The sequence below is a fragment of the Halobacteriovorax sp. ZH5_bin.2 genome (assembly GCF_043196375.1).
In the GTDB taxonomy this organism is placed as follows: Bacteria; Bdellovibrionota; Bacteriovoracia; order Bacteriovoracales; family Bacteriovoracaceae; genus Halobacteriovorax_A.
Genome location: NZ_JBEBMJ010000001.1, coordinates 276,296 through 289,222, shown reverse-complemented (window position 1 = coordinate 289,222; position 12,927 = coordinate 276,296). Strand labels below are relative to the sequence as shown.

The 12,927-nt window shown below is 36.6% G+C and carries 13 protein-coding genes; 7 read left to right on the top strand and 6 right to left on the bottom strand.

The genetic code is table 11. The features are described 5' to 3' along the window. The 4 genes from ABMA76_RS01410 (at position 1) to ABMA76_RS01395 (ending at position 3,510) form a co-directional block, all read left to right on the top strand. On the top strand, positions 1-1,314 hold the full coding sequence (locus ABMA76_RS01410; protein WP_392910259.1) for an HD domain-containing protein: 1,314 nt from the start codon (positions 1-3) through the stop codon (positions 1,312-1,314). Positions 1,315-1,364: 50 nt separating this feature from the next. After that, complete coding sequence (locus tag ABMA76_RS01405; RefSeq protein ID WP_392858550.1) at positions 1,365-2,039, top strand: hypothetical protein; 675 nt, start codon at positions 1,365-1,367, stop codon at positions 2,037-2,039. Then, a complete protein-coding gene (locus ABMA76_RS01400) occupies positions 2,032-2,937 on the top strand; it encodes a hypothetical protein (protein ID WP_392910261.1) in 906 nt (301 codons plus the stop codon). Before ABMA76_RS01405 ends, ABMA76_RS01400 begins: the two co-directional genes overlap by 8 nt. 66 nt (positions 2,938-3,003) lie before the next feature. Next, positions 3,004-3,510, top strand: a complete 507-nt coding sequence (locus ABMA76_RS01395) for a rhodanese-like domain-containing protein (protein ID WP_392858547.1) — start codon at positions 3,004-3,006, stop codon at positions 3,508-3,510. A gap of 8 nt (positions 3,511-3,518) precedes the next feature. Here ABMA76_RS01395 and ABMA76_RS01390 read toward each other — a convergent pair whose 3' ends face one another. From ABMA76_RS01390 to mreC, 6 genes are all read right to left on the bottom strand, one after another. Further along, positions 3,519-4,004 (bottom strand): MarR family winged helix-turn-helix transcriptional regulator, encoded by a 486-nt coding sequence (locus tag ABMA76_RS01390; RefSeq protein ID WP_392858546.1) that lies wholly within the window; start codon positions 4,002-4,004, stop codon positions 3,519-3,521. 77 nt (positions 4,005-4,081) lie between these two features. Further along, the gene (locus ABMA76_RS01385; RefSeq protein ID WP_392858544.1) at positions 4,082-4,354 is read right to left on the bottom strand and encodes a hypothetical protein; all 273 of its coding nucleotides are present in this window, start codon (positions 4,352-4,354) and stop codon (positions 4,082-4,084) included. A gap of 63 nt (positions 4,355-4,417) precedes the next feature. Further along, on the bottom strand, positions 4,418-5,530 hold the full coding sequence (gene rodA, locus ABMA76_RS01380) for a rod shape-determining protein RodA (RefSeq protein WP_392858542.1): 1,113 nt from the start codon (positions 5,528-5,530) through the stop codon (positions 4,418-4,420). A 14-nt stretch (positions 5,531-5,544) separates the two neighbouring features. After that, on the bottom strand, positions 5,545-7,560 hold the full coding sequence (gene mrdA, locus ABMA76_RS01375) for a penicillin-binding protein 2 (protein ID WP_392910263.1): 2,016 nt from the start codon (positions 7,558-7,560) through the stop codon (positions 5,545-5,547). Further along, positions 7,560-8,090, bottom strand: coding sequence for a hypothetical protein (locus tag ABMA76_RS01370; RefSeq protein WP_021268664.1), 531 nt, complete (start codon positions 8,088-8,090; stop codon positions 7,560-7,562). Before ABMA76_RS01370 ends, mrdA begins: the two co-directional genes overlap by 1 nt. Next, complete coding sequence (mreC, locus tag ABMA76_RS01365; protein ID WP_392858539.1) at positions 8,087-8,977, bottom strand: rod shape-determining protein MreC; 891 nt, start codon at positions 8,975-8,977, stop codon at positions 8,087-8,089. The genes ABMA76_RS01370 and mreC overlap by 4 nt, the downstream gene beginning before the upstream one ends. A gap of 128 nt (positions 8,978-9,105) precedes the next feature. Between mreC and ABMA76_RS01360 the strand changes: the two genes are divergently transcribed. From ABMA76_RS01360 to ABMA76_RS01350, 3 genes are all read left to right on the top strand, one after another. Next, on the top strand, positions 9,106-10,569 hold the full coding sequence (locus tag ABMA76_RS01360; protein ID WP_392910265.1) for a SurA N-terminal domain-containing protein: 1,464 nt from the start codon (positions 9,106-9,108) through the stop codon (positions 10,567-10,569). A gap of 24 nt (positions 10,570-10,593) precedes the next feature. Then, positions 10,594-10,824 (top strand): ferredoxin, encoded by a 231-nt coding sequence (locus ABMA76_RS01355; protein ID WP_021268351.1) that lies wholly within the window; start codon positions 10,594-10,596, stop codon positions 10,822-10,824. 122 nt (positions 10,825-10,946) lie between these two features. Next, entirely contained in the window at positions 10,947-12,779 is a 1,833-nt protein-coding gene (locus ABMA76_RS01350) for a hypothetical protein (protein WP_393060694.1), read from the top strand. The last annotated feature ends 148 nt before the right edge of the window (positions 12,780-12,927 follow it).

The window sequence follows — 12,927 nt, the reverse complement described above, 5'->3', positions numbered from 1 at the left end:
ATGGAAGTAAGAGACCCGGTCCACGGATCAATTCACATCTTAAAAGAAGAAGAACCAATTATTCGTGCAGATTTTTTTCAACGTCTTCGCAATATTAAACAACTAGGTTTCTCTGAATATATTTTTCCTGGTGCGACTCATACCCGTCTCATTCACTCTATTGGTGTGATGAAAGTTGGAGAGATGGCATTTGATCGTCTCTTTAAAAACCAAATCATCACAAAAGAACACTTAAGAATTAAGGAGACTTTTAAGCTAGCTTGTCTTCTACATGATATTGGCCACGCTCCACTAAGCCACTCGACAGAGGTCGTGATGCCAAAACTTAAGGATCTAAAAATTCCTCAAGAATATCTTCTAGGTCGTGATCAAACAAGTGATCGTCAAGCGACTCATGAAGACTATACGATTAAGGCCATTGCAGATAGCTCTCTCGCACATAGCTTAAAAGAAGTTGAAAAAACTTTTGGTGTTGAAAGAAAGTATATTGCGGATCTTATTCGTGGTGAGACTAACGACCATGACTATTTTAAAATTGATGGTATTAGCTACTTCCCTCTTCTTCATCAACTTGTTTCAAGTGAGCTTGACTGTGATCGCATGGACTACCTTTTAAGAGATAGTTACTTTTGTGGTGTTAGCTACGGTTCTTATGATCTTGATTGGCTACTTGATAATCTTGAAGCTGCAATTATTGATGGAAAGGCCACGTTAGGAATATCTGAAAGAGCTGTCATTACTTTTGATGATTTTCTACTAAGTCGCTACCACATGTTCATCATGGTTTACTTCCACTACCGTGCAGTTTGCCTTGAAAAGCTTTTACAACGTTATTTTAAAACATCTCCATATGAGTACTTAATCCCGGCCGATATTGAAAAGTATATTGAGCACGATGATTATCACCTTATGAAGATTTTAAGACACTCAAATAATCCATATGCAAGGGCGATTGTTAATAACCAAACGCCAGAAAAGATTTTTGAATCTTTCAACTCTTCACAATTAGCAACTCTAGAGAAGGTTCAAGCCTACTTAGAGTCTATCAATATGGAAGTAATTCGCTCATCTTCAACAGGACGTCTATCTAAGTACTACGCTGCAGATAGACCAAAGAATAAGGGGCAATACACGATGAAAGTTGTAAGGAACTCAAAAATGGGTGGAAAAACAGAGTACTTCGATATTAACGAAGCAACTGACCTATTCCACAAATTTTCGAAGTCCCATGCTATTAATAGACTTCATTGTGATATGGAAAAACTAAGCAAAGAGAATTTAGCAGAAATTAATAAAATTATTTCTTCAAATTAATCTTTGATTCTTTGGACTAGGCTCGTCAAGGTCGTCTATAATAAATAGATATGAATAAGTTTTCACTTTATGTGCTATTAATTTTGCTTTACCTCGGTATATCGAAGAGCTTTTCTCCGTCTGAGAAAAGAACAATCTTTGTTCCAAATGCTAATGCATATGCAAATATTTTTAAGGGCTCACCTATTTCAGTAATTCTTGAAAGAGAGTTTTCAACTGGCGCCCTCATTAAAACTTATCATCACCGCTATCAAATCATTCATGCCTTTAAGGCACCACAAAGAATTAATGTAAGAATCTCTCGTGAGTTCTTTCTTGAGAACCAAGCAAATATTGGAATGTCTCTTTTTAGAAGATATGAAAATGATGTAAGCTCAACAGTTCCGATGCCCCCTGGTTCAATTTACATTGGCTCACCTGCTTATGGAACATGGAGAACTTCGGATTCAGGACAAAAGGTTTGGCGCTTTCACCGAACATATAAGAACTTCCCTCAATTATTTCACTGGGGAGACTTTACTCCAACTTATGATTTCTACCGTAGGATGATTGTTCTTGAAAAGGCAAACTCTCCTTTCTATGGACTAAATAATGAGTTTGGAACAAAAGGTTCTGTAACCACTGCACACTACGCATTTAAGAAGAAAAGTGAAAACAAAACAACACTAAAAGACATATTAAAAAAATATACTAGTTTACCTAAGTGGGAACAAAAGAATGAATGAGTTATACGATAAATTAATTATTCGAATTATTTTTGCACTAATTATTTGCTTTATTATTTATATTTATAAGCAAGCTCATTTAATTCTCTTTCCATCAATAAAACACCAAATTTTAAAAAAGTTCTCTCCATCAAAAAACTCAACTGATACGATTCACCTCTTCGGGCGAATTATTGGTATTGGAATCATCTATTCAAATATTGTGATCAATGTTTCTGATGGGATGTACTTTGCACTAGGGCAGCTTTTCTTAGAGTCTCTAATGGTTATCGCTCTCTACCTTGCATCTCTTTATATCTTAGAAAGTATTGTTCTCTACAATTTTGAATATGCTGATGAAATCTTACGTCGCAAAAATTACGCCTACGCTATTATATGTTTTTCTCACTCAATCTCGTTGGCCTATATTTTAAAAACAGTTATCAAGGTATCAAATAGCTCTCTGATTATGACGCTATTCCTATGGCTCTTTGCCGTTGTTCTCATAGGATTCTGCTCTAAAACTTTTCAAATTATATCGAAGCTCTCTTTTAACAGACTTCTCGTTCAAAAAAGTCTTGCTGTTGCAATTTCATATATGGGATTCATCTTAGGACTTTGTACAATTATCTCTTCTTCTCTTGATCACTCTCTACAAGATATTAAGTGGTATACAATTCAAGTGATTCTAAAAATCCTACTTTCCATTATCATCATCCCTATTATTAGAAAGGGGCTCATTCTGGTCTTCTCAATTCAAGATGATCTACAAATTAAGAAAGATGATACTGATGATGCAAACCTAAGTGTAGAGCTCGGGTATGGTATTTATGAAGGAGCTATTCTTTTCACCTCATGCTTCTTAACGACGGTTATCACTGGGAATATCTATTACGGAAATTTTTACCCGCTCTTCTAATCAAGACTCGTTTTCTCATTACTCCTTTTGTTTAGCCGATATGGAATTGGAACGAGGAGGAATTTCGTGGATTTAAAATATTTTCAAATGCTTGATTTTATCAATACTAGACTAACTAATATTGAGCGTAACCTTGCAAAGATTGACGAAAAAGTCGACTTCTCTGTTTCACTTCAAAGAAATCATTTAATTCGCGTAAAGAATGGCGAATTTATTGATGATAATATGATTCTAATGGGACTTCCATATAATGACCTATCACCTCGCAAGGCATTTGATGTCTACGAAGACAAGGATATGGACTATATTATTTTAGATATCACTCCAAAGGATTATGAGAAGCCTGTTAAGCTTGAAGGCGCAATTCATATTCCTTATGAAGATCTCGATCACCGCTATGTTGAGATCACAAATAAGACAACACCAATCCTAGTCATTAGCGAAGATGGACTTAAGTCAATTCAGGCGTGTGAAAAGCTGGTAAAGAAAGGCTTCTTTAACGTGAATAACGTTTCAGGTGGCTACAAATTTTGGCCAGCAACACAAGGTTCCGTTGTTGTAAAAGTAGCTTAAACTATTTACTAAAAATCGAGTGATAGGTTGAGTTGAATCCTCGACTCTAATGTATGCCTTTCAACATTATTTAATTTGTTGTGCATATTCTCTAGAGTAGATTGAATTCTTTCAAGCTCAACCTCTCCAATTCTTCTCGAATAATTTCCTTCAATTAACTCAAGAACATCAAAGAGAGAGAACTTAAATTTCTCACCATATTCCGTTAAATAAACGCGTTGTTCACGCTTATCAACTTCAGAAGACTTACGAATGATATAGCCACGTTTTTGTAATTCATTTAAGTGACTCGTCATTGTTTGCTTCTTTAGGCCACAAGCAGAACCAATCTCCTTGATCGTCGGGCCCTCGTTTTCACAAATATAAATAAGAATTTCAAGAAAGCTCGGCCTTAAGTCTGTAAAGCCTTTCTCTTGTAGATAACTAAGAATGTGATTACTGTAGATACGATAGATCTTCTTCAGTAAACTTCCAATTGCAGATACGTTCTTCATTGCATACCTCACTAGCACGAATATTGTAGCGAGAGTAAAAAGACATAGTCAAATATTAGTACTATTTTAATCAAATCTTAAAATGAGCGCTCAAAACGATGGATCAATTCATAAGGCACTGATTTCACAAGAAGCTGTCCCTGTTCCATCTCTCCACCTTCGTGAATGGCGTCAGTATTAGGTAATTTAAGATCAGCAGTATGAACATATTCAAAATCTAGCCCTAGATTCCACATATCTTCCTTAAGACGATCGAATAACTCGAATTCACTACCAAAACCGGCCCCAAAAGCCTGTGGTGCGGATAGTAATAGGACAAGTGTTAAAAGTTTGATCATCTTTTTTGGCATATTTGCTCCATATTAAGGTGTATTACCTATATAGATGCATTATCGATGCCAAAACTCCCCTATTTAAAAGAAGCGTCTCGTATTTGAAATTGAAGTAGCAACCCCTATACAAACCCCAAAAGTTAAAAGAGAAGAACCTCCATATGACATCAGAGGAAGAGGCAATCCTACTACTGGAAGCAGTCCCATAACCATCCCCATATTGATAAAGGTGTGCCAAAAGAAAATACTCATAACTCCAATAATGGTGACGGACTCAAATATTCGACTGACGTTCACGGATAGCCAGACAAATCGAAAGAATAAAAAGAGATAGAGTCCAATAAGAAGAATGGCTCCAAAGAATCCATGTTCTTCATTGTAAATTGAGAAAACAAAGTCGGTGTGATTTTCAGGTAGGTAGTTCAGTGAAGCCTGAGATGACTTTCTTAAACCTTTACCAAATATCTTTCCTGAACCGATCGCAATTTTTGACTGAATGGCATTGTAGCCAGTCCCCTTTGCATCAGCAGTGGGGTTGATGAATGTTCTAATACGATTTCGTTGATATTCCTTTAGACCAAATTGATACATCACTCCACCACTAACAAGACCAACAAGTGCGAGAATAAGAAGTGTCTTCCACTTTAGTTTTCTAAAAAATACCATTGTAAAGAAAATCAAAAGAATAAGAAGCCCTGTCCCTAAGTCTGGTTGAACAATAATTAAAATCGTTGGGATAAAAGCTAGGATGGCAGGCTTGATTAAATCCTTTAGTCCAAGTTCATTATCAGGAGCATAGTTTCTAAAGTACCTTGCTAAGACGAAGATCACAGATATCTTCATTAACTCCGAAGGCTGAAACCTAATAGGACCAATCATTAGCCAACGCCTTGCCCCCATTCCTTTGTGACCTAGAACGATTACTAAGATGAGCAGAACGATATTGAATAGATAGATAGGCCAAGCAAAGCGATAAAGGTTTTGAGGGTTAATAAAGCTAATAACAAAAGCAATTACAATTGAAAGAGCGTACCAACCGATCTGCACCTTAAATAAATTAGCATGCGCAGTCGAAGCTGATGCATGAGTTGCTGAATAGAGGTTTAGAATTCCGAAGAAGAAGATTACCGTACTTAAAAGAAAGAACGAAAAATCATACCTTTTAAAAAATTCTTTAATATTAGATAAATCCATTAAGCTCTCACTTTTTAATCTTCCGTTTGACCTTCATCATCACCGTCAGACTCTTCATTCTTTTTTTCTTTCTCAGCTTTTAGCCTTTCAGCTTCTTGTCTCTTCTTTCTTCTTTCAGCAAAGAAGTCAGACATTATCTTACGATCTTCCTTAGCGTAAATTTTATGAAGATCAGGCATATACTTTTTCATATATGTTGTAAGGACATTACGAACAATTGGACCAGCAGCACCTGAACCTGAACAACCGTGTTCAACGACAGCGGCAACTGCAACACGCGGGTTCTCATAAGGAGCGAAGGCCACAAATAAACCGTGGTGTCTTTGATTATACGGTTTATCAGCACAACGAGAGAAAAGTTCAGTTGTACTCATTGAGATAACTTGTGATGTTCCTGACTTACCGGCCATCTTAACACCAGTCCCTCTGACCCACCAACCAGTACCTCTAGGGTGATTTGCAACTTCATAAAGGCCTTGCCTTACATCAATTAAAGTTTGTTCACTTACTTTAGCTGTTTGGACAAGATCTTCTTTAAAGCTTTTAATAATATCACCTTTGTTATTAAAAACTTCTCTTACAATTTGTGGTTTATAAACTTTCCCACCATTAGCAATGGCCGCATATGAAACGGCTAACTGAAGAGGTGTCGTTAGCATATAAGACTGCCCGATAACACAACTTACCGTTTCACCATCTTGCCACTTCTCTCCGAAGCGTTTTTCTTTCCATTCACGAGTTGGGATTAGTCCCGTTGTTTCTCGTGGTAATGCAATTCCAGTTTTTTCACCAAGTCCAAACATTCTCGAGTATTTAGCAAGAATATCAATATCAAGCTCAACTGCAATCTTGTAATAATAAACGTCTACAGATCTTCTTAAAGATTTATATAAGTCAGTAATTCCGTGTCCTGATCTTTTCCAATCATTATATGTACGACGTCCAAGGCGAAAGCGAGGGCCACACATCACTTCATCTTTAGCTTTAATTATGCCTTCTTCTAAAGCAGCAATTGCTGTAAAGACTTTAAAAGTAGAACCTGGTGCATAGTGATCTTGAATCGTACGATCTCGAAGAGGACGATCAGGGTTATTAATGAGAGAGTTCCAATACTCTGAAGTTAAACCTTTTGAGAATTGTCCTGGATCAAAAGAAGGACGTGAAACCATAGTTAGAACTTCACCATTTCTAACGTCAACGGCCACTACTCCACCAACTTTTCCCTCTAATGATTTATAGGCCGTCTTCTGCATATCTCGATCAATAGTTAGCCTTAGATTATTTCCAGGTGTTGCCTTTTTATTTTCAATTCCGGCAAGAATATTACTCGTTCCAATAGATCGACGCATACGCCCTCTGGCATCAACTTCCATAATTTGATAACCATCTTCACCACGTAGATCACGATCAAATCTTTCCTCAACACCAGCTTGTCCGATAAAGTCGCCAAGCTTGTAGTCGATATTATCTCTTTTGCGATAGCGTGGAAGTTGATTTTGAGAAATCTCTCCAATATACCCTAATAAGTGAGAGCCTACTTCTTTGTCTCGATATTCACGTGAAATAAATGTTTCGACCTGAACACCAGGAAGCTTCTCGTTCTCTGTCTCAATAATAGCAACTTCTTTATTAGAGATATTCTTCTTAATACGAACAGGACGATAGCGTGCTTGACCACGATACTTTTTTAAAGTCGAATGAATTTCTTTCTCACTCATATCAAGAATCTTAGCAAGCTTTTTAATCGTCTCTTTTCTATTATCAAGATATTGAGGAATGATAACTAAGTCGAAGCGAGGAACGTTATCAACAAGTAGTTGATTATTACGAGAAAAGATCATTCCCCTTGGGGCCTTAACCGTTTCCTTTCTTAGTCGGTTTTGAATTGAATATTGATACAGAAGGTCACCTTGGTAAATCTGTAAGTACCATAAACGTATTAAAATAACCGCGAATGCAAGTGTGATTAATGTAAATAGAATGTCGGCCCTAGTCTTATGGGACCGAACTACTTCTTCTTCAGCAAACATTAGACATTATTCCCCATGAGGCCTTCACTCTTCGTTCTCCATACCTTATCAAGTAGAGAGAAGAAAATTGGAGCTAATAAAGATAAGATAATACTCTCAGGAATAAAGCGCCAAAATTTCTGTACAATATAATCGAAGCTATCAAATTTTAAGTAAAGTAATGATGAACTAATTAAAAACCAAAGTACTTGGAAGAGAAAAACTGTAAGCATTGTAATAAAGCTACTTGTAAAATGCAGAAGGTCTCTTAAGTAACCTATAACAATACAAATTAGAATTCCTGAAATCGTTCCATACTCCCAACCTTCAATAGAAAATAGGGAATGTGTTAACTGAAGAATTAAAATGATAATTGCAAGGTATGGAGTTTCTAATTTGAAACCAATATATAGAACAAGAAGTACATTAAATGGAATCATATACTTGTTAAGGCCAAATAGTGGTAAGAACGCACTGGCCAGAACTTCTAAAACAATTAGGATTAATACAGTAATTAGTAATCGAATTGGGATATCTGAAGACTTAATCATCTCCCATCTCCTTGTTGGGCATTATTCTCTAGAGCTTCCCACTCCACTCGCTTCTTATCTTGATCCTCAGAAGGAACAAGGACAGCAACTTCTTCTAGTTTTGAAAAGTCGACAGTTGGAGTTACTTCAAGGTGTTGAGTAATTCCGTAACTCTCTCTTTCAATCTTTGTGATAATCCCTACCGGAATTCCGCGAGGATAAATATTTCCAAGACCGGAAGTAATAACTAAATCATTTAGACGAACAGGGTCTGTACGAACAACATATTTCATCACAGTACGCCAACCAGAATACCCTTCTAGGATCCCGTATGAGCGAGTGCGGTTAACAATGACATCAACGCGGTTACTTGGATCAAGAATTGTTAAAATATCTGCAAAGTGATCTGTTAGACGATAAACGTAACCAACAATCCCATCAGAAGTAACAACCGTTGATTGTAGCTTGATCCCATCTTTAAAGCCTTTATCGATACGGATAACTCTAAAGTCACTCGATGAATCCCACGCAACAACTTGGGCAGAAATCATCTCGTGTTTGATTTTTTTACCAAAATTTAAGATTTGACGCAGACGTTGGTTTTCTTGCTCCAATTGCTTTAATGCAAAGACTTCTTGCTTTAGAGAACCAATTTGTTCTTTAAGCGATACATTTTCTTTCGACGCATTAACATTGAGCATATAGTCTTCAAAGAATGATGCTACATTCTTGTATGCATTTGAAATACCTCTTTGTAGAGGGGCCAAGGTGTCCATCATAACATTTTCAAAAATAGAGGCTTCTTTATAAGGGGCCTTACGCTTTGACACGCCGTAAAATGCAAGTGATAAGACAACTAGGTTAATGATTAATTTGGTTCGAGATCCTTCCGATGCAATTAGCTTCATTCTAATCCTAAGTTGCTATTTTTTTTATATTAAAAGAGTACACAGGATTATTTAAACTGCCAATATTCTTTACGGAGTAGCATATTTAAGTGATAATATCGAAAATTAAAATTACATGGAGTGGTAAAATGTCATCTAATTTTCAGAAAAAATCATCGCAGATATTCCTGACTCTTTTCATCGGGATTATCGTTATTTCATTCATGGTTTCAGGCCCTTTCTTCAACACTGGTACACCAGACTCAATTGGTAGTGTTGCTGGTCATGATATCAAAGTACGTGACTTCAATATGGAAGTTCAAAGACAGTCAGATTTTTACTCTAAGTTTATTGGTGGAGGACAACCTCTTACTTCTCAACAAATGAGCCAGTATAAAGTTTACGACAACGCGATCAGAAATTTAGTATTCCAAAAGCTAAGAGTTGTTCTTGCTGAAGATCTTGGTGTTCTTGTTTCAAAAGATGAAGTTGTTAACGACATTAAAAATACTTCATACTTTCAAACAAATAAGCAATTCGACATCAATAAGTATAAGACTCTTCTTTCATACAATAAGTTCACTCCAGAAAATTATGAAGAAGAAACAAAAGAAAGAATTGCACAAAGAAAACTTCAAAATATTGTTCAACATGTACCTGTTTCAAAGGCACTAAATGAAGAATTAAATAAGCTATATAACGAAAAGAGAAATGCAAAAATTATCACAATCAAAAATGCAAACGTTAGAAAACTTGTAACGATCTCATCTTCTGACATCACTGAGTTTCTAAAAGAAGAAGCTAACAAAGCAAAAGTTGAATCTCTTTTTAAAGACAAACTTCCACTACTAAGCCAACAAGAAGAAGTAAAAACAAGACATATCTTAATTACTTTTGAAAATGGTAATGAAGCAGATGCACTAAAAGAAGCAAATAAGATCAGAAAAGAAGTTAACAAAAAGAACTTCGTAGCACTTGCAAAGAAATACACACAAGAGCCACAAGGTAAGGCCAATGGTGGAGACCTTAATTGGGTTAAGCGTGGCCAAATGGTTCCAGAGTTTGAAAAAGCAACTTTCACACTTAAGAAAGGTGAAATCTCGCAGCCAGTTAAAACTTCATACGGTTACCATATTATCTACGCCGAAGATCGCAAGGAAGCTGTTACAGCAAAGCTAGCAGATCACCAAAGAGATATTGCAAAAGAAATTCTTCAAAAAGAAAAAGATGTTGCTCCTCTAATGAAGAAAGCAATCACAGAAGTACAAAAAGCTGCTTCAAACTCAAAAGCACTTAAGTCACTAGAAGAAAAATACGGGCTTGGTATTAAAGAAATCAATATCAATAAACTTGAAGGTGCTGGGCCAACAGGTGAACTTGATGAAAAACAAGTTGCTGAAGTTTTCACAAAAGACTCAGGTCTATTTACTTTTGAAGATGCAACACAAACAACAATTGTTGCAACAACTCCAGCTAAGTCAACAGATTCAAAGGGTTACGATGTAAACGCACTTACTAATATTAGTGCTCAACAAACTCTAAAAACTCTGCTAGATAAGTTAGGTAAAGAATATACTTTCAAGCAAAATAAATACGCACAATTACCACAGTAATTTTAAATAATTTGGAGAAGTGAGATGGCCGACAAAAGCGCAAAATTTGATCAAAATGTAGATGGAAAATTCTATGTTGATGACCAATGCATCGCCTGTGATGCTTGCGTTATGGAGGCCCCTCGCTTCTTTGAAATGAATGACGATGAAGGACACGCCTTCGTAAAACTTCAACCTTCAAACGATGCAGAACTTGAAGAATGTATGTCAGCTCTTGAGGCATGCCCAGTTGAAGCAATTGGAGAGGACGGTTAAGTCCTCAATTTCTTTGCAACAACCTCCCCTCTCGACTTCTCCTAACCTACTAAAATCACATAAAATTAAATCAAATTGAATTAAAGTTATCTGCCCAAATAACCGAGTAGTATAATATGGTTATGAGGTTTAAAACTCTATTCATTCTAACGAGCTTAAGCTTTAGTGCCATTGCAAAGAATAGCAATGACACTGGAGAAGCACGCTACCTTCAAGTACTAACAAGTCAAAACCCTATGTTTGAAAGCGCCATGAGTGTACCAGGCGTTCAAGATATGTACTCTGAATGCTACAAACAAGAAGCACAAAGAAGTTCATTCAACGGAATTGAAGTTGGAAACTGCCTATGGAGTAAAATTCAAGCAGATGAAGGAACCCTTAAACAGATCAATAAATTAGTTGAAAAGCAAAGTGGTAAAGATGGATCAGGACGTTATCGTACAACAATGGATACAACGAAAGGAACATCTAAGGGCCTTGAAACTTTAAAGCAATTTCTTATCGAAAAACTTGAAAAGGCTCTCTACGGAGAATTTGATAGCACTAAAGGTAAATTTGATAAGATTGCCAGCCAGAAAACTTTCTTTGAATTATATAAAACACAATTAGGTAAGAATATTATCTCTGCGGCTACAAGCTATTGTATTGAATCGAAGAACTACGGTTATCCTCTTATCTCTGAAGATGAAACAGAAAGAGAAACTATTAAAAATGAAAACCTTGCAGGCCTTAATCAAACTGTTGTTAAAACAGACCCTAATACAGGTGAGCAAAAACAAGTTCTAAAATCAGCAAGTAATTGGGAAGCCTGTATTGGTAATATTAATGCCGTCTGCTACGCAGGTGCGGCGGGCGGAGAATTCAAAGTCTTCAGCCCTGACCCAAGTAACGCTCAAGGTGGCCGTAAAGTCGTCCGTGCAGATATCGTTAATGAATGTGCCAAGCATGTTGCAGGTAAAGATAGTGATGAAAAAGTTGATAAGTGTGATGCCCTCGTTCGCTACTCCTACCCTAGAGCGTGTACTGTTATTCAATATATTGAGTTAGCAAGACAGAGTATTACGACAACTGATGGAATTGCAAAAAAGTTTGAAAAACTACAAGGTACTGATAGTTTATCAAACGTAAAAATGTATGACTCAAGAGAGAACTCTGACGAGAGTATTGATGCTCTTACAACAATCTCTTCTGGGGATGCAATGGAAGCGATGGCCAAAGGTCAAAAAGAAGAGATCGCAGCAATGGAAGAGTGCTATAAAGATGGCCAAATCGTAGACGCTGAAGCTTGTCAAAAATTTCTTTCATCAAATAGAGAAGAACAATACTCCTTACTTGGAGAGCTTAAAGTTCAAGAAGAAATCACACTACAAAAACTTAAGGATATCGAAGATAATCCAGAAGAAGTTGCAAAGCTATTAATTGAAGAAGGCTACACTGAGGATGAAGCAAAGAATCTTGCCACAGTACAAGGTGTAAAAGACCAAATCGCCAAACGCTACGAAGCCAAGAAAGACGCTATCCTTCAGTCATTAAGTGATGAAATAAAGAAGCATACAACAAAGGGTGATGAGTTTAGCGAGGTCGAAGACCTAGAAACAATAGCCGCACTTGCTGAAAAAACACAAAAGAGAGCGGAAAACTTCTCAAAACTCGTCCACTTCAACAATATTGTTTCTTCATATCTTGAAATTCGCAGTGGAGATGAGAATGAAGACACTCAACGAAACACTCGTGCACTTGCCATGGAGATGAAAAACTCAATTCTATCTGAAGAGAACCGTGAAAAATATCAAGAGATGGGAGTTGATCTAGGATCGATTGGCTACTCTGCTGATGAGCTCAATGAAAAATTTGCATCAACAGGTATGGACTATTCTGAATCTTCAAATGATGATGCCACACTTGATGTTGGTGACATTAACACTTACCTTTTAAGTTTGTTTAAGGGTGAGTAGTTTTTGGTTTTTGCTAAATTTTACTTCGTAAAATTGTCGCTTTGATTATATGAGAAAGGTTGTTGCTTACTTTCACTTCGTGAAAGTGTCGCTTTTATTTATATGAGAAGGTTTGTTGCTTACTTTCACTTCGTGAAAGTGTCGCTTT

Excerpts from the sequence above, each read along its gene's own strand:
- ABMA76_RS01385 (WP_392858544.1), bottom strand. The coding sequence starts at position 4,354 with ATGCCAAAAAAGATGATCAAACTTTTAACACTTGTCCTATTACTATCC.
- ABMA76_RS01400 (WP_392910261.1), top strand. The coding sequence starts at position 2,032 with ATGAATGAGTTATACGATAAATTAATTATTCGAATTATTTTTGCACTA.
- ABMA76_RS01355 (WP_021268351.1), top strand. The coding sequence starts at position 10,594 with ATGGCCGACAAAAGCGCAAAATTTGATCAAAATGTAGATGGAAAATTC.
- rodA (WP_392858542.1), bottom strand. The coding sequence starts at position 5,530 with ATGGATTTATCTAATATTAAAGAATTTTTTAAAAGGTATGATTTTTCG.
- ABMA76_RS01360 (WP_392910265.1), top strand. The coding sequence starts at position 9,106 with ATGTCATCTAATTTTCAGAAAAAATCATCGCAGATATTCCTGACTCTT.
- ABMA76_RS01405 (WP_392858550.1), top strand. The coding sequence starts at position 1,365 with ATGAATAAGTTTTCACTTTATGTGCTATTAATTTTGCTTTACCTCGGT.
- ABMA76_RS01410 (WP_392910259.1), top strand. The coding sequence starts at position 1 with ATGGAAGTAAGAGACCCGGTCCACGGATCAATTCACATCTTAAAAGAA.
- mrdA (WP_392910263.1), bottom strand. The coding sequence starts at position 7,560 with ATGTTTGCTGAAGAAGAAGTAGTTCGGTCCCATAAGACTAGGGCCGAC.
- ABMA76_RS01370 (WP_021268664.1), bottom strand. The coding sequence starts at position 8,090 with ATGATTAAGTCTTCAGATATCCCAATTCGATTACTAATTACTGTATTA.
- ABMA76_RS01390 (WP_392858546.1), bottom strand. The coding sequence starts at position 4,004 with ATGAAGAACGTATCTGCAATTGGAAGTTTACTGAAGAAGATCTATCGT.
- ABMA76_RS01350 (WP_393060694.1), top strand. The coding sequence starts at position 10,947 with ATGAGGTTTAAAACTCTATTCATTCTAACGAGCTTAAGCTTTAGTGCC.
- mreC (WP_392858539.1), bottom strand. The coding sequence starts at position 8,977 with ATGAAGCTAATTGCATCGGAAGGATCTCGAACCAAATTAATCATTAAC.